Source organism: Rhodococcus sp. NPDC057529, assembly GCF_042802055.1.
In the GTDB taxonomy this organism is placed as follows: Bacteria; Actinomycetota; Actinomycetes; order Mycobacteriales; family Mycobacteriaceae; genus Rhodococcus_F.
Map to the genome: position 1 here is coordinate 312,446 of NZ_JBHVEY010000006.1, position 20,416 is coordinate 332,861.

General features: G+C 67.4%; 17 protein-coding genes. 8 read left to right on the forward strand and 9 right to left on the reverse strand.

The features are described from left to right. Nucleotides 1-2: 2 nt before the first annotated feature. The 7 genes from yidC (at nt 3) to ACFU5V_RS14580 (ending at nt 6,834) form a co-directional block, all read left to right on the forward strand. The gene (gene yidC, locus ACFU5V_RS14550) at nt 3-1,085 is read left to right on the forward strand and encodes a membrane protein insertase YidC (RefSeq protein ID WP_378700064.1); all 1,083 of its coding nucleotides are present in this window, start codon (nt 3-5) and stop codon (nt 1,083-1,085) included. A 19-nt stretch (nt 1,086-1,104) separates the two neighbouring features. Then, entirely contained in the window at nt 1,105-1,659 is a 555-nt protein-coding gene (locus tag ACFU5V_RS14555; protein WP_378700066.1) for a protein jag, read from the forward strand. A 479-nt stretch (nt 1,660-2,138) separates the two neighbouring features. Continuing rightward, complete coding sequence (locus ACFU5V_RS14560; protein ID WP_378430754.1) at nt 2,139-2,543, forward strand: nuclear transport factor 2 family protein; 405 nt, start codon at nt 2,139-2,141, stop codon at nt 2,541-2,543. A 592-nt stretch (nt 2,544-3,135) separates the two neighbouring features. Further along, nucleotides 3,136-3,819, forward strand: coding sequence for a 16S rRNA (guanine(527)-N(7))-methyltransferase RsmG (gene rsmG, locus ACFU5V_RS14565; RefSeq protein ID WP_012690670.1), 684 nt, complete (start codon nt 3,136-3,138; stop codon nt 3,817-3,819). A gap of 69 nt (nt 3,820-3,888) precedes the next feature. Beyond that, nucleotides 3,889-4,902, forward strand: coding sequence for a ParA family protein (locus ACFU5V_RS14570; protein WP_378430741.1), 1,014 nt, complete (start codon nt 3,889-3,891; stop codon nt 4,900-4,902). Further along, nucleotides 4,899-5,978: a ParB/RepB/Spo0J family partition protein gene (locus tag ACFU5V_RS14575; protein WP_378430742.1), complete on the forward strand. Its 1,080-nt coding sequence runs from the start codon at nt 4,899-4,901 to the stop codon at nt 5,976-5,978. The genes ACFU5V_RS14570 and ACFU5V_RS14575 overlap by 4 nt, the downstream gene beginning before the upstream one ends. Nucleotides 5,979-6,135: 157 nt before the next feature. Beyond that, on the forward strand, nt 6,136-6,834 hold the full coding sequence (locus ACFU5V_RS14580) for a GNAT family N-acetyltransferase (RefSeq protein ID WP_378430743.1): 699 nt from the start codon (nt 6,136-6,138) through the stop codon (nt 6,832-6,834). Nucleotides 6,835-6,849: 15 nt separating this feature from the next. Here ACFU5V_RS14580 and ACFU5V_RS14585 read toward each other — a convergent pair whose 3' ends face one another. The 5 genes from ACFU5V_RS14585 to ACFU5V_RS14605 form a co-directional block, all read right to left on the reverse strand. Then, entirely contained in the window at nt 6,850-8,049 is a 1,200-nt protein-coding gene (locus tag ACFU5V_RS14585) for an N-acetylmuramoyl-L-alanine amidase (protein ID WP_378430744.1), read from the reverse strand. A 163-nt stretch (nt 8,050-8,212) separates the two neighbouring features. After that, the gene (gene trxA / locus ACFU5V_RS14590; RefSeq protein ID WP_005249122.1) at nt 8,213-8,536 is read right to left on the reverse strand and encodes a thioredoxin; all 324 of its coding nucleotides are present in this window, start codon (nt 8,534-8,536) and stop codon (nt 8,213-8,215) included. A 43-nt stretch (nt 8,537-8,579) separates the two neighbouring features. Then, nucleotides 8,580-9,563 (reverse strand): thioredoxin-disulfide reductase, encoded by a 984-nt coding sequence (trxB, locus tag ACFU5V_RS14595; RefSeq protein ID WP_378700068.1) that lies wholly within the window; start codon nt 9,561-9,563, stop codon nt 8,580-8,582. Between the two features lie 112 nt (nt 9,564-9,675). After that, on the reverse strand, nt 9,676-10,863 hold the full coding sequence (gene nox, locus ACFU5V_RS14600; RefSeq protein WP_378700070.1) for a 4,4'-dithiodibutanoate disulfide reductase: 1,188 nt from the start codon (nt 10,861-10,863) through the stop codon (nt 9,676-9,678). A gap of 32 nt (nt 10,864-10,895) precedes the next feature. After that, nucleotides 10,896-11,867 carry an NAD-dependent epimerase/dehydratase family protein gene (locus ACFU5V_RS14605; protein WP_378700072.1) on the reverse strand — a complete coding sequence of 324 codons (972 nt, stop codon included), beginning with the start codon at nt 11,865-11,867 and terminating at the stop codon, nt 10,896-10,898. Nucleotides 11,868-11,956: 89 nt separating this feature from the next. Here ACFU5V_RS14605 and ACFU5V_RS14610 point away from each other — a divergent pair, with 89 nt between their 5' ends. Then, nucleotides 11,957-12,526, forward strand: coding sequence for a helix-turn-helix domain-containing protein (locus ACFU5V_RS14610; protein ID WP_378700074.1), 570 nt, complete (start codon nt 11,957-11,959; stop codon nt 12,524-12,526). A 3-nt stretch (nt 12,527-12,529) separates the two neighbouring features. Here ACFU5V_RS14610 and ACFU5V_RS14615 read toward each other — a convergent pair whose 3' ends face one another. The 4 genes from ACFU5V_RS14615 to ACFU5V_RS14630 all read right to left on the reverse strand — a co-directional run bounded on the left by ACFU5V_RS14615 (nt 12,530) and on the right by ACFU5V_RS14630 (nt 20,414). Beyond that, the gene (locus ACFU5V_RS14615; RefSeq protein ID WP_378700076.1) at nt 12,530-13,276 is read right to left on the reverse strand and encodes a hypothetical protein; all 747 of its coding nucleotides are present in this window, start codon (nt 13,274-13,276) and stop codon (nt 12,530-12,532) included. Between the two features lie 90 nt (nt 13,277-13,366). Beyond that, nucleotides 13,367-13,948 carry an RNA polymerase sigma factor SigM gene (sigM, locus tag ACFU5V_RS14620; protein WP_005263510.1) on the reverse strand — a complete coding sequence of 194 codons (582 nt, stop codon included), beginning with the start codon at nt 13,946-13,948 and terminating at the stop codon, nt 13,367-13,369. Between the two features lie 47 nt (nt 13,949-13,995). Next, nucleotides 13,996-17,904, reverse strand: a complete 3,909-nt coding sequence (gene murJ, locus ACFU5V_RS14625; protein WP_378700176.1) for a murein biosynthesis integral membrane protein MurJ — start codon at nt 17,902-17,904, stop codon at nt 13,996-13,998. Nucleotides 17,905-18,017: 113 nt separating this feature from the next. Next, nucleotides 18,018-20,414, reverse strand: coding sequence for a DUF6049 family protein (locus ACFU5V_RS14630; RefSeq protein WP_378430750.1), 2,397 nt, complete (start codon nt 20,412-20,414; stop codon nt 18,018-18,020). Nucleotides 20,415-20,416 lie beyond the last annotated feature (2 nt).

The window sequence follows — 20,416 nt, forward strand, 5'->3', positions numbered from 1 at the left end:
CCGTGCTCGACTTCATTTACTATCCGGTGTCCGGGATCCTGTGGGTCTGGCACAAGATTTTCGGTGCCATTCCCTTCCTCGGACCGGACAGCGGTGTCACCTGGGCACTGTCCGTGGTGTTCCTCGTGTTCACGCTGCGTGCCGTTCTGTACAAGCCGTTCGTCAAGCAGGTCCGCACGACGCGCCAGATGCAGGAACTTCAGCCGCAGATCAAGGCTTTGCAGAAGAAGTATTCCGGTGACCGCCAGCGGCAGGCCGTCGAGATGCAGAAGCTCCAGAAGGAGCACGGGTTCAACCCGATCATGGGCTGCCTCCCGGTTCTCGCGCAGGCGCCGGTCTTCATCGGCCTGTTTCACGTGCTTCGCTCGTTCAACCGCACCGGCACCGGATTCGGGCAGCTCGGCATGTCGGTCGAGGCCAACGCGAACACGCCGAACTACTTCTTCAGCGTCGAGGACGTGCAGTCCTTCCTGAGTGCCCGTCTGTTCGGCGCCCCCATCTCGGCGTGGATCACCATGCCGAAGGAGCAGCTCGACGCGTTCGCTGCGTACGGCCCGATCCCCACGGTGCTGAACATCGCGGTTGTCGCGGTTCCGCTGATGGTCATCGCCAGCATCGCGACTCACTTCAACTCGCGTGCCTCCGTCGGGCGCCAGAGCCCCGAGGCCGCCGCGAACCCGCAGTCGGCGATCATGAACAAGCTCGCGCTGTGGGTCTTCCCGCTCGGTGTGCTCGTCGGTGGTCCGTTCCTCCCCATCGCGATCCTTCTGTACTGGGTGAGTAACAACATTTGGACGTACGGGCAGCAGCACATCGTCTTCCGTCGCATCGACCAAGAAGAGGAAGAGAAGAAGCAGGCTGCCATCGCACGCCGGGCGGACAATGCTCCGAAGCCCGGTGCACGTCCCGATCTCACCAAGAAGAAGAAGTCCGCGACCGCAACGGACGGTTCTTCCTCGGATCCGGAGATCATCGAAGGCGACGTCTCCGATCAGCCGAGCGGGGACGGTTCGGCGTCGAAGCCGAAGCCCGGTGCCCGCCCCCAGTCCAACCGCGGAAAGTCCCCCAAGCGCAAGCGGCGCTGATTCAGAAAAGAGAACGAGCATGGCTAGTGAGCCTGACATCGCAGTGGACGGAGATGAGACAGACGTGACTGCACCGACGCAGAACCCGGACACCGAGGTGGATTCCGATTCTGACGACTACCTGATCGAGGAAGGGGAAATCGCCGGCGACTACCTGGAGCAGCTGCTCGACGTCCTCGACTTCGACGGCGACATCGACCTGGACGTCGAGGGTGACCGCGCTGTTGTCAGCATCGACGGTGGGGACGATCTCACCAAGTTGGTCGGGCGCAAGGGTGAGGTGCTGGACGCACTGCAGGAACTCACGCGCCTCGCCGTGCAGCAGACCACGGGCGAACGCAGTCGACTGATGCTGGACATCGCCGGATGGCGTGCCGGCCGGCGCGCCGAACTGACCGAGCTGGGTTCCTCGGCGGCACGTCGCGTCCTCGAGAGTGGTGAACGCGAGGAGCTCGCTCCGATGACGCCGTTCGAGCGCAAGATCGTTCATGACGCGGTCGCGAAGGTCGACGGCGTATCGAGCGAGAGCGAGGGCGCCGAACCGTCGCGCCGCGTGGTCGTCATCAAGGACTGATCCACACACGCACCACCGAGGCGGGGCTTCCGGATTCACTTCCGGGAGCCCCGCCTCTTTTCTGTTCCCTTGTCGCGTCCCGTCACTCTCGGTGCGTTTCGTTTCACGTGAAACACAGACCCCTCCCCTCCCCCGCCGAGAGGCCGGTGTCGGCTGCCCACGTCGCGCAGTGGGGCGCCTGGGCGCGGTGTCGGAACTCGAGTAAGTTCCCGTGCCTGCTGATCGGACTCGAGTCGGCCGGGAGGGACGACGGGATGTTCTCCGTCGAAGCTTGCGCCGCGACTGCGCATCGGCGGATTGGAGTTACCGCCGGCCTACCCGCGTTGGGCCACATCTCTTTCGCGGTCCCGAAGTCGAGCGGCTCGGTAGGTGCTCGAGTCCCCGCTCGAGACTCACGTGTGTCGGGCGATGAGTTTCGACGCTTCGCGAAGTCCACATCATCGAAGGGGCCGAGCAGTGGCGTCGACTGGACGGAGTGACTGATGAGCGAGGACGAACGACAGATCCGGAATCTGATCGAGCGGTGGACCGAGGCTGTGCACGGTGGTGACATGACGGGGGTTCTCGCGGACCACTCCGATGACATCGTGATGTTCGACGTGCCACTGCCCTACGAGGGCGCACGCGGAATCGAGGAGTATCGCGAGACGTGGCCACCATTCTTCGAATGGCAGTCGAGTGGTGCCAGGTTTGAGTTGGTGTCATTGGATGTGACCGCGGGCGAGGATGTCGCGTTCGCCCATGCGCTCCTCCGGTGCGGAACGGAAGCGGAGCTCGCCGACAATCCGGAGAACCGTCTTCGGCTCACCGTCGGATTGCGGAAGGAAGACGGTCGTTGGCTCGTCGCTCACGAGCATCATTCTTTTCCGGATACCAGTGTCTGACGGACGATCGATATGGGTCGGCGACAGTCGTTGTTTGGGCCCTTTCTGGCCGAATTTAGGTTGTAGTTTCACCCACCCAACCACACCCAGGAGTTTCGTCACTGTGATGATTACGAAATCGGAGTCATGGGTGCGAAATCGAAATTTCGATGAAGGGCGCACCAGGCTCGACTGACCTTCGTGAGATGCGGGCGCCCCGGTCCCCCAGAGTGTGTTCCACGTGAAACACCGCCCCGATGTTCCACGTGAAACTGCTCGGCGATTCGACTGCCGCGGTGAACTCTGCTCCATCGAGATGACGCGGTCGGCCGGGTAGGAACGAGAATCAGTGCCGTCGCGACCCAGGCGACCTGACCGTTCCACGACACCGCGCTCGCCGCTGCGGTTCCACGTGAAACATTCCGTGGGCGACCCCGACGCGGTGTCGTTCATCAACAGCCGACGGCGGCGCAGCATCCCTCCCCTCCCCCACCGGAAGGGGGTGCTGCTCGACACTGTCCGGCGTTGCGCGTTCGAGTTGAGGGACATAGTCGTGGCCGAGGGCGGATAATGGAGAGGCTGTGTTTGTTGATTTCGCGTTATTCGCGGGAGGATGTTTCACGTGGAACCGAATGCTGGAGAGCCGGCCGAATGGGACGAACAAGCGGCGGCACGCCAGGTGTTCGGTGAACGATTCGATATTGCGGAGCGCTACTACAAGTCGTTGGCGACCGACGGTGTCGAGCGGGGGTTGATCGGACCGCGCGAGGTTCCGAGGCTCTGGGAACGTCACCTACTCAACTGTGCCGTCGTCGGCGAGTTGATCGCTGAGGGTGAGTCGGTCGTCGATGTCGGAAGCGGGGCCGGGTTGCCCGGCATCCCACTCGCAATCGCCCGGCCCGATCTCCGCATCACGTTGGTGGAGCCGTTGCTGCGGCGGTCGGTGTATCTCGCGGAGTTCGTCGAGTCGAACGGTCTGGACGTGCTCGTCGTCCGAGGGCGTGCCGAGGAGTCCGGCGTGGTGAAGGAAGCCGGCGGCGCCGACGTCGTCACTTCCCGTGCGGTGGCACCGCTGGAGAAGTTGGCCAAGTGGTCGCTGCCGCTGATCCACGAGCATGGGAGAATGCTCGCATTGAAAGGTTCGAGCGCCGCCGAAGAGATTTCCCGTGATCGCGCTTCCCTGACTCGGTTGGGTGCTGGCAAGCTGGATATCGTGGAATGCGGAGTGGGCCTGCTTCCTGTCCCCACCGTTGTCGTTCGGGCAGAACGTTTGCCGAAACGCCGTCAGCGTCGATGACGATGAGCACGGTGGACCAGGGAGTGAGTATGTCGAGTAACGAGCGATTCCCAATCGAAGGAGTAGTCAATGTCGGGTGGGCCTGAATCCGCCGTTTCACGTGAAACAGTTTCACGTGAAACCGACCATCAATCCGACCAGGCGACGAACTCCGGGAACGGAGACGACGGATTCACGGCCCCCTACAACGGAATCTCCGTCGAGGAGACTCCGATCGGTGCGGCCGCGCACCGCGCGAGCCAGGTGCTGCACCCACACTCGGTGGGCCTGCCGAAACCACCCGAACGGCGGATCCTCACCATCGCCAACCAGAAGGGCGGCGTCGGCAAGACGACGAGTGCCGTCAACCTCGCCTCCGCTCTCGCGGTTCAGGGGCTGACCGTTCTGGTGATCGATCTCGACCCGCAGGGCAACGCGAGCACCGCGTTGGGCGTCGCCCACCACTCCGGTGTGCCGTCCAGTTACGAGCTTCTGCTCGGTGAGGTGACGGCCGCGGAGGCGATCCAGAAGAGTCCGCACAACGACCGGTTGTTCTGCATCCCGGCGACGATCGACCTCGCCGGCGCGGAGATCGAACTCGTCTCCATGGTGGCCCGCGAGGGACGGCTGAAGGGTGCGCTGTCCGAGAAGGCGCTCGGCGAGGTGGACGCCGACTTCATCCTCATCGACTGCCCGCCGTCGCTCGGACTGCTCACGGTGAACGCGATGGTCGCCGCCAAGGAGGTGCTGATCCCGATCCAGTGCGAGTACTACGCACTCGAGGGCGTGGGACAGCTGCTGCGGAATATCGAACTGGTGCAGGCGCATCTCAACCCCGACCTTCACGTGTCGACGGTCCTTCTCACGATGTACGACGGCCGCACGAAGTTGGCGGACCAGGTGGCCGAGGAGGTTCGCACCCACTTCGGGGACGCGGTCCTCCGCGCTGTCATTCCGCGCAGCGTCAAGGTGTCCGAAGCCCCCGGGTACGGGATGACCGTGCTCGATTACGACCCCGGTTCGCGGGGCGCCATGAGTTACCTCGATGCGGGACGTGAACTCGCAGCACGCACCGCGCACGTCACGAAGCAGGAGCAGCGATGAGTCAGACGCGTAAGGGTGGACTTGGCCGTGGACTGGCTGCGCTCATTCCTACCGGGCCGACCACGACCGGACCGGGGTTGGGAAACGCCGCCGCCGACGTCGTGATCGGAACTGACCGGCGCAACGTGCTGACCGCGCCCGCACCGAACTCGTCGGATTCTGCGACCGACAAGGAGGCCGCTCCCGCGTCCACGGGAAACAATGGAGAGAGAGGCGGCGCCGACGGTACCGCTGGAAATGGTGCCCAACCCCTCCCCTCCCCCACCGGTGCGGTGTACCGGGAAATCGCTCCCGACCTGATCGAGCGGAACCCGAAGCAGCCGCGTCAGGTGTTCGACGACGACGCTCTCGCGGAACTCGTCCACTCGATCCGCGAGTTCGGTCTGATGCAGCCAATCGTGGTGCGCCCTCTCGACGACGGCAAGTTCCAACTCGTCATGGGCGAGCGCCGGTGGCGGGCCAGCCAGGAAGCGGAGCTGGAGACGATCCCGGCCATCGTTCGTGAGACCGGCGACGACGCCATGCTCCGCGACGCGCTGCTGGAGAACATCCACCGCGTCCAGTTGAACCCTCTCGAAGAGGCTGCGGCGTACCAGCAGTTGCTCGAAGAGTTCGAGGTGACCCACGAGGAACTGGCGGCGAAGATCGGCCGCTCGCGTCCCGTGGTGACGAACATGATCCGACTGCTGAAGTTGCCGATTCCCGTGCAACGACGCGTCGCGGCGGGTGTGCTGTCCGCAGGTCACGCTCGGGCGCTGCTGTCGCTGGAGGCGGGTGCCGACGCGCAGGAAGTGATGGCGGCCCGCATCGTCGCCGAGGGCATGTCGGTTCGCGCGACGGAGGAAGCGGTGACGCTCGCCAACCGCAGCGACGATCAGGCGCAGCCCGTCCAGCGACGCAAGCCGATCCAGATGCCTGGCTTGCAGGACGTCGCCGAGCGGTTGTCCGATTCGTTCGACACGAGGGTCACGGTCAGCCTCGGCAAGCGCAAGGGAAAGATTGTGGTCGAGTTCGGTTCGGTGGACGATCTTCAGAGGATCGTTGGAATGATGGAGGCACAGAAGGCCGATTCGTGAGCGCCTGAGAGAGGTAGAAGTACCCGCGGATGATCCGTCACTGTGACAGCGGCCGCCGGCGGACCGATTCCAGCAGAACTATCGGGGGCGAAACACATTGAATACCAGAGGATGTCGAATGATCTGCGGTAGTGACATTTGGAGGCTGAGCTAGCCAGTGTCGACTCACGTCACATCGCTCACTCTCGACGGCTTGGACAAACTCTCCGCCCATGCCCGTCGCTGTGTCTTCTGGGAGATGGATCCGGCAGCGATCCACAGTTCACGCGGATTCTGCGACCAGGAATTCGAAAAGGAAGCCTGGCTGTCGATGGTCATGCTCGAATGGGGATCGTGCGGGCAGGTTGCCGTCATGGACGGGAAGCCGGTCGGCAGCGCTCTCTACGCTCCCCCACGGACCGTGCCCCGCGCGCAGTTACTCCCGACCGCTCCGGTCGGTGCCGATGCCGTCCTCCTCACGAGTCTCCGGCTCGAGCCGGCCGGCGAGGAACAGAACCTCGGAACCACGTTGATCCAAGCGGTCGTGGCCGATCTGGTGCGCCGCGGTGTTCGCGCCCTCGAGGCTTTCGGGATCCGCGACACGGAGGGCACCGGGCCGATCGACACGATGGGACTGGCCTCGGCCACCGCTGCTCGCGAGTGCTCCCCCGAGGAGTGCATGATTCCGGCGACCTTCCTCGAGGACAACGGTTTCGAGATCGTCGCGCCACACCACCGGTTCCCGCGACTGCGGCTCGAACTGAACCGGGATCACGGGTGGAAGGAAGACGTGGAGGCCGCGCTGGAGCGTCTCATCCACACCGCATCGGTGAGCATGGTCGATATCGGAGAGCGCACGCCCGTCGGAGCGCACTGAGCGCTCGTCGGAAGGTCAGGAACGTTCGGAGGAAGACAGCTCTTCGGCGAGCAATTCCGCGAACGTGAACGTTCCGGTCGGCTGATCGTCCTGACCGAGCAGGTACAGACGCTTCACGGAGATGAGGATCGCCTCGGCGATGGCGTCGCGCGCCCGCGGGTTGGAGAGCACCGCGGCGTCCAGGTCGTTGGTGAGGTACCCGAGGTCGATCTGCACGGTCGGCATGTTCGTCAGGCGCAGCAGATCCCAGGTGCGGCCGTGGGTGCGGCAGTCCTGCAGCGGCGTGCGTGCCACGATCTCCCGCTGGATGAATCCGGTGAGAACCTGACCGATCATCGACGTCGAACCGTGCGAGTTGCCGAAGTGGAAGCTCGCGACACCGTTCGCGGACGGGCTGGTGTTCCCGTCGCAGCGCAGCGAGATCATCAGGTCGGCATCGAAGGCGTTCGACGTGGATGCGCGTTCGATGTCCGTGGGGTTCTCGTGGTGCGGGCGGGACAGGAACGTCTCCATTCCCGTGGCGGCCATGCGCCCTTCGAGGCGGCTGGCGAGGTCCCACAGGATGTCGGACTCCGAGATCGTGCCGTACGGGGAACGAACGATGGTCCCGTAGGTGTTGCCGCCGAGGCCCGGATCGATGACGATCCGCTTGCCGCTCAGCTGCGGTCCGGAGCTGCGGACCATTTCCTCTTCGCTCATCGCGTGCGGGGACCCACCGGTGACGCGGGTGCCGAGCAATTCGAGCGACCGCAGGGTGGCGGGACCGCAGATGCCGTCGGCGGCGATACCGATCTCACGCTGGAACGAGGACAGGGAGTCGTGGGTCTGCGGGCCGAAGAAGCCGTCGACGCGGCCGACGTAGAAACCGAGGTCCTGCAGGCGGGTCTGCAGGGTGGCGACGTCGTCGCCGTAGAGCGGTGCGGACAGCTGATAGATCAGCGTGCGCGCGCCCAGGCGGTACGACGCCTCTTTCATGGATCGGTAGGTGGCCGGACCCACGATTCCGTCGACGAGGAGCCCACGCTGCTGCTGGAAGGCCCGTACGGCGCTGTCGAGGTGATGATCGAAGACGGCGTCGGGGGCGATCCAGTGAGTTCCGTTGGTGTTGTCACGCCGGGTGCCGGGGACACCGTTGTGCAGGAAACCGAGACCGGCCAGCGTGCCCCGAATCTCAGCGACGGCCGGACCATGGTCGCCGTGACGGAGTCGGTGCATGTTTCAGGGCCTCTCAGTCCGAATCAACGAGAAATACGATTCTCGGTACAAACAAAACGATCGATGTGCCCGGTCGGTCTAGCTGATGCGACTGGAGCACATCGATCGATTGTCTCAGAGATTCCCACAAAATCGGGAATCGCGCTGGGTGTTCGGGTGTCGATCAGAGAACGTCGGCGAGCTCTTTCAGCAGCGCAGCCTTGCCCTTGGTGCCGACGATCGTGTTGATCGGCTTGCCGTCCTTGAACAGGATCAGCGTCGGGATCGACATGACCTGGAAGTCGCGGGCAGCGCCCGGGTTGGCGTCGATGTCGAGCTTCGCGATGGTCAGCTTGTCGCTGTGCTCACCGGCGATCTCCTCCAGGACGGGGGCGATCATCTTGCAGGGGCCGCACCAGGTGGCCCAGAAGTCGACGAGGACGGGCTTGTCGCTGGAAATGACGTCCTGCTGGAACGAATCATCGGTGATGGTGACGGTATTCGACACGGGGATTTCCCTTACTCGAGGTGGGTAGGTGTGTGTGGACGGCTCAGGCGTCGACCGGTGAGCCGGCGGCGGCGACGGTGTTCGCCGTGATGTCGCCGCGCTCGGCCAGCCAGCGCTCGGCATCCATCGCCGCGGAACATCCGGTGCCGGCGGCGGTGATCGCCTGCTGGTAGATGTGGTCGACGAGGTCGCCTGCGGCGAAGACGCCGTCCACCGAGGTGGCGGTGGACGGGTTCTTGACGACCACGTAGCCGGCCTCGTCGAGGTCGACCTGACCCTTGACCAGTTCGCTGCGCGGATCGTGGCCGATGGCGACGAACATGCCGGTGACGTCCAGCGTGGACGTCTCACCGGTGACGGTGTCGCGGATCACGAGGCCGGTGACGCTGTTCTCCCCCAGCACCTCGACGGGCGCTGCGTTGGTCACGAACCGGATCTTCGCGTTCGCCTTGGCGCGCTCGAGCATGATTCGGGACGCGCGGAACTCCTCGCGGCGGTGCACCACGGTGACGCTGCGGGCGAAGCGGGTGAGGAAGGTGGCCTCCTCCATGGCGGAGTCGCCGCCGCCGACCACCACGATGTCCTGGTCCTTGAAGAAGAATCCGTCGCACGTGGCGCAGGCGCTGACGCCGCGGCCCAGCAGCTTCTCTTCACCGGGAATCCCCAGGTAGCGGGCTGCGGCACCCATCGCCAGCACGACCGCGTGCGCCTGGTAGGTCTCGCCGTTCACGACGACCCTCTTGATCGGGCCGGTGAGGTCGAGTTCCTCGACGTCCTCGGTGCGGATGTCGGTGCCGAAGCGCTTGGCCTGCTCGCGCATCTGGTCCATCAGGTCGGGTCCCATGATTCCCTCGCGGAATCCGGGGAAGTTCTCGACCTCGGTGGTGGTCATGAGGGCGCCACCGAACTGGGTCCCCTCGAACTGCAACGGCTCGAGTTCCGCGCGCGCCGCGTAGACGGCAGCGGTGTATCCGGCAGGTCCCGAACCAACGATGATGAGTTCATGAACCGTCGATGGAGTGGTCATGCGGGCCTTCCAGTAGTGAGGGGGTGCTCAGTCGTATGGATCAACACAAGACTAAAGGGTGTTGTTCCCGGACTGCAGGTGATACCGGTCGCTCCCCTCGCAGGCCACGTGATCAGCGCAGCGTCTCCCGGATGACGCAGCGCGTGCCCGTGTAGATCGTCGGCATGCACTTGTTGCAGTGGATGCACAGTCCCTCGGCGACGTGCCGGTCGCGGAACTTGTTCACGAGGTCCGGGTCGCGGAGCAGGGCGCGGGCCATCGCGACGAACTCGAATCCTTCCCCGAGCGCGTTCTCGATGGTGTCGAGCCGGTTGATTCCGCCGAGGAGGATGAGCGGCATCGACAGGGCGTCGCGGAACTGCCGGGCCATCGGCAGGAAGAAGGCCTCCTCGAACGGGTAGGTCGGAAAGATCCTCGGCCCGTACACCTTCAGCCCCCAGCCCACCAGCTTCGGCTGTGAGGCAACGAATTCCGCCATCGGCACTTCGCCGCGGAAGAAGTACATCCCGTTGAGCAGCGAGCTGCCGCCGGTGAGCTGCATCGCGTCGAGGTGCCCGTCGGCTTCGAGGAGCTGGGCGATGCGGAGACTGTCGTCGAGCCACAGCCCTTTCGGGACACCGTCCGTCATGTTGAATTTGGCGGTGACGGCCACCGAGTCGCCGACGGCGTAACGCACCCGCTCGAGCACGCGGCGTGGGAACGCCGCCCGCCGCTCCAGGCTGCCCCCGTACTCGTCCGTGCGCCGGTTGAGGTTGGGGCTCATGAACGAGCTGAGCAGATAGTTGTGGCCGAGGTGGACCTCGATCGCGTCGAATCCGGCGTCCACGGCGTTGCGTGCCGTGTTCTCGAAGTCGCGGGTGACCTCGTCGAGTTCGTCCCGGGTGGCACCTCGCACGAGCCCCATCGCGGGCGGGCTGAGCCGAGTGGACGGCGCCAGCGTCCTGGTGCGGTTGGACAGCGTGTTCGCGACCAGACCGGCATGACCGATCTGGGCCGCGGCCAATCCCCCTTCGGCGTGGACGGCGTCGGTGAGCCGGCGCAGATCGGGGACGCGGTCGCGGTCGAGCACCAGGGTGTTCGCGTGGACGCGTCCGCCGGGTGAGACGGCGCAGTACGCGATGGTCGTCAGTGCGGCGCCGCCGCGAGCGACCTCGGTGTGGAAGTCGACGAGCCGGTCGGTGACGCGGCCGCGTGGCATGACGCCCTCGAACGTGGCTGCCTTCAGGATGCGGTTGCGCAGCGTCAGGGGGCCCAGGCGGGCCGGCTCCCAGATATCGGGTCGCGGTGGTGGAACGGTCATGGTGGTCTGCCTTCGGGGGAAGTGATGGGTGCTCAGGCGAAGGTCGCGGCCAGCGCCGCGCGGGCCGGGCGCCAGGTGAGCCCGAGTTCGTCGCGGGTTCTCGAGTCGTCGGTGGGGGTGGCCGAGGTGAGGAGCCAGGCGGCTTCGTATCCGAGCCCGGGGCTGAGCGGCGTGAGTCGGCCGATCACGTCGGCGATCCGCCCGATCGTGCGAAAGGCGCTGCCCGACAAAGGGATGCGCCGGATTCGACGACCCGAGGAGTGTTCGAGGACGTCGATGAGCTGATTGAACTCGACGAGTTCGCCGCCGCAGACGTACCGGCGTGGACCACGGCCGGGGTGCATCGCGGCGGCGTGGACGGCGGCCACGTCCCGCACGTCGATCATCTGCATGCCGCCGTCGAATCGCGGCGCCACCCCGCCGCCGACGATCGCGCCCCAGCCCTGTTCGGTGACCCCCCTCGTGGTTCCGAGGCCGGGGCCGACGACGCTGGTCGGGTAGGTGATGACGACCGGGGCGCCCGCGTCCTGGAGCGCGCGGGCGATGCGGTCGGCGGCGGCCTTGGTGCGGCCGTACGCGCTGCGGCCGGACGCGGTCGGACTGTCCGGTCCGATGACGGCGTCGGGCGACGGAAACAGGGCGCTGAAACTCGCGACGTGGACGATCGGATCGAGTCCGAGGAAGGCCGCGCGGGTGAGGATCGCGGCGGTGGCCTGCGTGTTGATTTCCCACATCAACTGTTCGCGGCGGTCGTCGGTGCCCACCACCCCGGCGGCGTGGAGGAGGGCGTCGCAGCCGTCGAGGAGGTGCGTCACCGTCTCGGCGTCGCGGATGTCGCCGACCACCGGTTCGATCCGCGCGGCGTCGGCCCCGGCCGCCGCGAGCAGGGCGTCGGGAGTTTCGGTGGGGAGGACCAGCAGTCGAATCGTGTGCCCGTCGGCGAGCAGCGCCAGTGTGGTGTGGGCGCCGACGTAGCCGGTGCCGCCGGTGACCGCGATCTTCATGTATCCGCCTCGTTCGAATTACGGTGCCACTGGACTCGTAATGGGTACGATATAGCGCGGACGGCACTTCTGTCCCACAATTCGAACCAATGAATGCAACCGGAACCGGCCGCCCCCGCGACCCGCGGATCGACACCGACGTCCTCGCGGTCACCCGCGCGATGCTCGTGGAGTCGGGCTGGGAACAACTGAGCATGCGAGCCATCGCGACGCGGTCCGGGGTGAGCAGGGCATCGATCACCAGGCGGTGGCCGTCGAAGGCGCACCTGGTTCTCGACGCGATCCTCGGTGCGACACCCGACCTCACACCGTTCGAGGGCACCGATCGCGAAGGCTGGATCCGCTGGGTGGTGACCGGCAGCGCCGAACTGTTCTCACGGCCGGAGGTGCGGGCGGCCACGCCGGGCCTGCTGGCCGCGATACGGGACCACGACGATCTCCGGACCGCGCTCTGGCGGGGATTCAGCGGTCCGAGTACTCAACTGTTCGGGAGCGCGGACTCCGAGGAGTCGAACACCGCGACGGCCGTGCTGGTGCTCGCCGCGGGCGCGGCCCTGTTCACGAGCCTGATCGCCGTGGAGGACGATACTCCGGCACTGCGGGCGAAGATCCTCGAGCTACTCGTGCCGGTCGCTCGTTCGGAACCCGAAAGGGACTGAGGGTCAACCGATGTCGGTGACCGCGATGGTCGCCGGATCGCCCGCGCCGCATTCGCGGCCCACCACCAGGGCGGTGATCTGCGGCGGACGCGGCGCGGCCACCAGCAGCAGAACCCCGGGAACGCCGTCGAGGCGAACCTCACCGGAACCGAGAAGCGCACGGGTCGGATCGATGCCGTTGGCGCGCAGGCATTCTGCCAGCCGATCAGGATTCTCGAGCGGTCCGAGCTGCCGCGATCCGATCAGGGTGAGGAGGCGCCCGGAATCGAGGTCCGAGCCCAGATCGAGGACCGCCGGTGCCTGCGAGGTCTCGGAACCGGGCAGCGCAGCCGGCGGACTCGACTCCCGGCCGTCCGGAACGACGACCGCGACGGCCACCACGACCGCCGCCGCCGCAGCGAACGTTCCCGCGGCCGCGGCAGCCCACTTCCGCCGCCGGGCGAGCGGCACGAGGGCGGCCTCGGCCGGGGTGGCACGTTCCGCGGCGAGCGCGCGGTTGATGCGGTCGGCGATGCCGGCGGGAATCGGGGTCGAGACGGAATGATCGCGGCCGAGCGCACCGAGCTGATCGGTGACCCGGTCGAGGGCGTCGATGACGGCCATCGCCTGCGGGTCGCTGCGAACGAGCGGCCACAGACGATCGCTGACCGTCTCGGGCAGCACCCCGGCATGCAGATCCGCGAGTAGGTCCTCGGAGTAGGGAGGTTCGGGCAGCGCGGCATCGGACGGCCCGGATTCACGGTCGGCCATGGCACCTCCTCACCGAGTCGTCGTGTCCCGGGACATGGCCCGGGACGTCGGGACACTTCCCCGCTCCTCTTACGTTTTGACGCTGCGGAGTCATGATCGGTTCCCCTCCACCCGAAAATATTCGAGAGAGGCGGCCAGCTTCTTCCGGCCGCGGGCGCAGCGGCTCTTCACGGTGCCCTCCGGAACGCCGAGAAGCGCCGCGGCCTCGCTGGTCGACCGGCCCTCGAGGTCCACGGCCACGATCGCGGTCCGCTGATCCGGCGGGAGCTGCGCCAGAGCGCGCTCGACCACCAAACTGAGCTCCACCTCGGAGACGTAATCGCGGGTGTCGCGCGGTTCGTCGTCCTCGTCGGCGGACAGGGACACCGCCGGACGGGCCTTGTTGCGCCGGATCCGGTCGAGGCAGGCGTTGACGACGATCGTGTGCAGCCAACTCCGGACCGCGGCATCCCGGCGGAACGAGCCCGCGTTGCGATGCGCCGACAGCAGCGCCTCCTGCAGGGCGTCCGCCGCGTCCTCGGTGGTGTAGCTGGTGCGCTTGGCGACGTGCCACAGGTGGTCGTAATGCCGTCCGAGCAGCGTCTCGAAGGCGTGCCGATCGCCGGCGACGTGCGCAGCCAACAGGTCGACGTCCGAGGGCTCACCCTCGGAATCCCCCCGGAAGATTCGCACCGGCGGATGTTAGCTCAGATCGCCGGTCCGCGAGCACCGGGTGCCGACTACGTGGAGGCGTTGAAACCGATGTCGGCGATGGACGATTGATTCGTGCCGCGCGAATTGCTCAGGCCGGTGATCCACACCAGGACGTTCTTGGTGGGTCCCTCCGACTTGACCGGGATCTCGGTGACGCCGTTGCCGAGGACCTTCGAACCGAGCACCTGCGTCTGGTCGAGGGTCGGGTTCTCGGACGGGGCGCTGCGGATCTCGACGTTGGTGCCCGGGGTTGGCGAGTTGATCCACACACTCGACAGGGTCGCCGGCTCGTCCAGCGTGACCATCAGGCCCACACCGTTCTTCAGCGCGGGGAACGGCTGAAAGTACGAGTCGGTGCTCCACACGGTGGACGTGTTGCCGTCGATCGCCAGCCGGGCGTTGGCGGCGGAGTCGGGTGTCCCCTGCGGCGAGAACACCGTCGCCCCCGAGGGGCTGATCGGCGCGACGTTCGCCGCCGGGGCGGGCGCGGCGGTGGGCGACTCCGGGTTCGGTGGGGCCTCCGCCGAGGTGGTGAGTCCGAATTCCTGTTCGGTGAGCGGCGCGTCGGAACTGCTGCCCGTGAGGAACGTGGCGAGCCAGAATCCCAGCAGCGCCAGCACGATGATCGTGACGACCGCCAGGCCGACGAGCGCGGCGATCATCCGGTTGGACTTCTTCTTCTCCGCCTCCAGCGCTTCCGGGTCGGCGAGAGCGTGACCGGACGGGCCGGGGCCCCGCTGCCCGAGCCGCAGCGCGGGGATGAACTCGGTCTTGTCGTTGACGACGGACGCCTGATCGAGGATGTGCTGCACGGTGGCCGCCGTGCGGATTCCACCGTTCGGCTCGAGCGAACGCAGGGCCACCGCGGAGATCTCGAACGGGACCTCCGGCCGGATCACCCGCGGTCCGATGGGCTGCCCGCTGGAGTCGCGGTCGGCCAGTCGCATACCGCCGACGCTGCCGGGCCGCTGCGAACCCGACGGGTCATCCGCGGGAGCGGACGGGTCGCCGAGCGGCCAGCGGGCGGTGATGAGCGCGTAGAGCATGGCGCCCAGTCCGCGCACGTCGGAACTCGAGTCGGAGTCGGCGAGCGTGGCCGGGAACGCCAGCACGGCATCGCCGTTGATGCTGATCCGGACACGGTCGGGATGGTCGATGGACAGTGCCCCACCGGCCCGGTGCGCGGTCTCGGCGGCCGCGGCGAGCGCGCGGATGGCGCTGGCGGCGCCGATCGGAGACGGCTTGGTGTCGGCCATCTCCCGCAACGACCGGCCCGGCGTCCACTCGGCGACGACGATGCCGCCGGAGCTTCCCCGGACCACGTCGAGGACACGGGCGAGACCGGGCGAATTGATCCGGCCCAGTCGCAGGGTGCGCGACAGAATTGCTTGGGGGCCTTCGGGACCGGCCGAGGTGGAGCGCTGCTCGGCGTCGACGAACGTCAGCGCCACCTCGCGGTCGAGCTTGACGTCCAGCGCCTGCCAGAACTGCAGTCCCCGCGAACCGCCGTGCGGGGTCAGCAGGCGGTAGCGGCCACCGGCGACGGAGGCGCCGGGAATGAGCTTGGGGCCACGGGGAGTACGACGCGGACCCGCTCCGGGGTCACGACCCGGTGCGGGTGTGATCGGGATCACGCCGGTGTCGTAGCTGAGATCCCGTGCGGGTGCGGATCCCATGTGACGTGTGTCTCGACGCTCGTCGGCGGACGGCTCGCCGGAGTTTTCGGCGGGCGTCTTCGGCGCAGCGTTCTTGCCGGTGTCGGCCCCGGTCTCCTTGCTCTGCGCCGGTTTCGGAGTGCCGGCAGAGGCCGCGGACGCGTCGGCGGCCTTCTGCTGCGAAGCGTCCGCGTCGTTCTTCCGGGGTGCGTCGGCGCCGGCCTTCTTGTCGGACTTCGCGGAGTCGGTGGAGGCCGACTCGGACGAGATCCGGGTGGTCGGGGCATCGACGCCGTTGGGTGCGGCGGCCGAATCGCGTTCGGACGCTTGCACCGTAGAACCCCCGGCTCTCTTGCTGCCGGCCACGTCGTCGTCGCTCACCCTCACTCCTTCATTTTCGAATGCCCAACTCCGACCAGTACCGGGCGGCGATCCGACCCGCTCGTGTCCAGGGTACGGGAGTCCACCGGGTCGTTCGATACCACGCGGCTGTCCCCCGACGTCGCGCGGTGTGGCACGGACCACGGGAATCAGTTCTGTTTCGGCGTCTGCGAGCGGGTCGACCTCCGGTTCCGGTGCGGCGCCGCGACCGCGCAGTGCGCGGACCTTGCGGGTGACGGCGACGGTGATCGAGACGATTTCGGGGATCTTCGCGAACCAGAGGATCACGAACGTGACGACGAGCATCAGCATGCCGCTGATGGCGACGCGGACCATGGAACCCGATCCGCCGAACAGGTCGGTGAGCCGGTCGAGTTGCAGCAGCCGGTCGGCGCCGAGCATGGCGAGGGCGCCCGCGAGGGAGGCGAGGACCACCACCCACACGGTCTTGCCGACGTTCGCCATCTGGAGATTGCCGAGACTGCGGTGCAGCAGGTACCCGCCGACGAGGGCGCCGGTGATGTAGCCGAGGCCGTTGGCCACGCCGAGCAGGATCACCACCTGGTCGTCGCTCGAGGCGATCATCGGGGTGAGCGCGGACAGCGCGATCTTCACCGCGGTGATGCCGAGGACGATCCACGTGGGAGTCCACGCCTGTTCGCGCGCGTAGAACACACGGAGCTGGATCAGGACGAGCGAATACGGGATGAGGGTGAACGCGGACCAGCTGACGGCCTCGCCGAGACGTTCGGCGTCGCCGGACCCGAAGTTGCCGTATCCGTACAGCGCCTGACCGATCTCCGGTCCGGCGAACGTGAGGAACGTGATGATCGGGATCAGGGAGATCATCGTCAGCCGGGTGGCGACGGACAGGTCGTCGACCACGGCGGGGGTGTCGTCGGCGGCGGCGTTGCGGCTGAGCCGCGGCATGATCGCCGTCAGCACCGTCACGCCGAGCACGCCGTACGGCAACTGCAGCAGCAGCCACGCGTTGTTGTAGATCGCGGGGCCCGACGCGTCCGCGTGGGACGAGATGCGGGTGGCGACGATCATGCCGGCCTGGCTGATCAGCACGTACAGGATGATGGCGACGGCCATGCCGCCGAACTGCTTGAGCCGGTCGTCGAGACCCCACAGCGGTTTCAGCGAGATGCCCTCGCGACGGATCGCCGGCACCAGGCTCATCGCCTGCACGACGACACCGAGCGTGACGCCGACGCCGAGGACCAGCAGTTTCGGGTCGCTCATCCGGACCGGGTCGAGGGTGATCTCCCCCGGGGTGGCGTAGTAGATCACCAGCACGGTGAGCATCACGACGTTGTTCAGCACCGGAGCCCAGGCCCCGGGTTTGAACACCTGCCGGGTGTTGAGAATCGCGGTGAGCAGCGCCGACAGCCCGTAGAACAGGATCGCGGGCAGCAGCAGATACGACAGAGCTGTGGTGAGGGACGTGTTCACCTTGCCGTCGGCCGACAGAAAGACGTGGGTGGTGAGCACGGGTGCCGCGGCGGTCGCCAGCAGCGCCGCCGTTCCCAGCAGCACACACGTGGCGGTGAACAGGCGGCGCACGAACGCGGCACCCTGGTCCGGGTCCTCCCGTTCGGCGCGCACCAGGACGGGCACCACGATCGCGGTGAGCACGGCGCCCAGCACCAGCTCGGAGATCATGTTCGGGATCTGGCTGGCGACGGTGAACGAGCTGGCCACCGACCCGCCCAGCAGCGTCAAGACGAGAAGCTGCTTGGCGAAACCGGTGATGCGGCTGACGAGCGTCGCCACCGCGATCGACCCGGTGGACGCCAGCAGGCGGGAGTTGCTCTGCTTCTGCGGCGCCGTCGACGGCCCGGAGTCGCGGACCGGGGGCGGCGGCGGGTCGACCCGGATGGCCGCGAACTGCACCGTCGGCGCCTCGTCCGGCCGGATCTCCCGCGCCCAGTGGTCCCGCTCCCACGGCGCGACCCGGGGATGGGAGCGATCGGGAAGCCTCTGGCCCCTACTGGGCAAGTTCCCGGTCATGAACGTTCGTACCCTTCGTCAGCTGGATCCGGCTGGCCGCGGAATCGATGCCACAGCCGGCGGCCGGCGAGGAACAGCAGCAGAGCACCCGCGCATGCTGTCAGTATCGCCAACGCCTGCCCGTACGCGTTGGACCGTACCGTCACGCTGGTCGGCTCTCCCAGTTGCTGTCCATCGGCGGTGGTCAGAGAGAATTTGACGACGAGCTTGCGGGAGTCGTTGGCCTCGGTGGGAACGGTGAGGGTGCGACTGCCCCGCGGAGGCAGCGTGGTGGGGCCGATGTCGGTGATCGTCATCCCGGACGGCGCATCGACCTGCAGGCGGACGGTGATCCCGACCGGGAGGTCGTTTCTGGCGACCAGCAGCAGCGGGCTCTGTTCCGACGCCAGCGTGTAGACACCGCCCGGCGACACGACGGTGACGGCCCCGAACATGTCGTCCATGGTTTCGGCGACCTCGTCGGCGCGCGTGTCGGACGCGTCTTCCGCGGACGGGCGTTCGTCGTCGCGGCGATGCGCGAGGCTCATCGACCGCACCAGGTCCTCGCGGAGCGGTGCCGTGAACCGCTCCGGGGTGAGCGGGGCCTGCGGGTCGTCGACCAGCGCCGCGTTCAGCGCCTCGATCCGGGGCATCTGCGTGGCGGCGGCGTCGCGGATGTGGGCGGGGACGCCGTCCTCGGCGGCCTGATCCGGGTAGTCCAGGCTCGCGACCTCGGGTGACCCGGGCTGACGTCCCAGCATCGCGGGCAGCGGCCGGGGTGTCGCCAGGCCCGAGCGCATCAGAGTCGACACCGTCGACAGCAGTGTCTTCGCGTCGTCGGCGCCTGCCGTCCACAGCTGCGGCGGCACCACCATCAGCGACCGGGGAACGCCGGCGGCCCGTGCGGCCTCGGGTTCGAGGGCCGACCACGACACCGCGCCGAGCGCGTCCTGCAGCCGGGCGGTCTGGGAATCGTCCGAGAGGTCGTACCGGGCGCGCTGGGGTGTGTAGGACGGAGTCTGCGGAGTCGTCCCCATCGCGGCGAGCGCCGTGCCGACGGACGGATCGAACAGCAGCGCGTCGACGCTCCCCGTGGCCGCGGGGGTCTCGGAGGCCGCCGGTGTGGTGGTCTCGCCGTTCGCCGGGACGGGGGCTGCGGGCGGTGGTGTCGCCTCGATGACGTGGGCGCTGTCGCGGGGGGTGGTCGTGTCGACGGAATTCGCGGCCACGAGCGCGGTGGTCGCGTCGTCTCCGCGGAGCATCTGCGCCGTCGCATCGTCGAGCACGCCGGCGTCGCTCCACACGAAGTTGCGCAGCGACGTGACACCGAGCACGTTGTCGACGATGTCGGCGGGGGCGTCGACGGCGGTCGCGGTGAGGTCGGCGTTCCCGACCTCGGTGATCGCGGACAGGTCGGCCTGCGCGAACGGCACCGACGTGGTGCACATCGTCGCGGCCAGCGTCCGGGCGCGCTCGAGCCACGCCGACGCGGCATCCTTGCCCGCACCCTCGTGCGCGGAACCGGTGGGATCGGACGGGTCGTCCACCACCAGATAGCCGCGCGTCATGTTCTCGACGGTGATCAGTAGGTCCGGGTCCACCGCCAGGCACAGACTGTCCCGCAGCGTGTGGTCGCGGTCGACGCTCTCCCGGGTGGCGAACTCCGCCGCCCCCAGAAGTTCGTCGAGCCGGCCGCCGTCGTCCAGTGAGGTCGCGAGGTCGTCGTCGACGAGACGCACCGGTTCGGTGACGGAGCCGGCGACACCCGCCGCGAGTCGGGGGCGGTCGGCGAGGGGCCACATCATGGTGACGGCGACGGGACTGGAGATGTCCGGGGGTACCGCCGGACTGCCCGGGACCCCGAACACGGGCAGCAGGAACCGGGCGTCGTCGAGGCGCGCGGCCCCGCCGTACTCGGGGGTGCCGTTCACGTTCACCATCAGCGGGTACACGCCGGGTTCGGTGATGTCGAGGGAGAGGTCGGTGTCGGAACGCAGCGGCAGCGACAGCGTGAACTGCTTGCTCTGGCCCTCGTCGAGGCGGCCCGCGACCGTGTCGAACATGCCGACCGTGTCGTAGCGGGACTGATCGAGGGTGAGGGACGTGCGGAGACCTTCACTGCTCGCGACGGCCGGCGCGCGTTGCAGCCGCACGCTGACGTCGCGGACCGTGCGGTCGCCGATGTTCTTCACCGAGCCCGTGACGGTGACGATCGGGTCGCTGGTGGTGGTCACCGTGGACGGGGTGACGTTGTCGATGTGCAGTTCGAGGAACTCGGGGTCCTCGTCGACGAGCTGGGTCCCGGCGCTCTCCGGCGGCACGGGTTCCTGGGCCGACGCCACCACGGTGCTGGTGGGAGCCAGAACGACCGCGAGTGCGGTCAACGTCACGGCACCGACCCGACGCAAAGCCATCC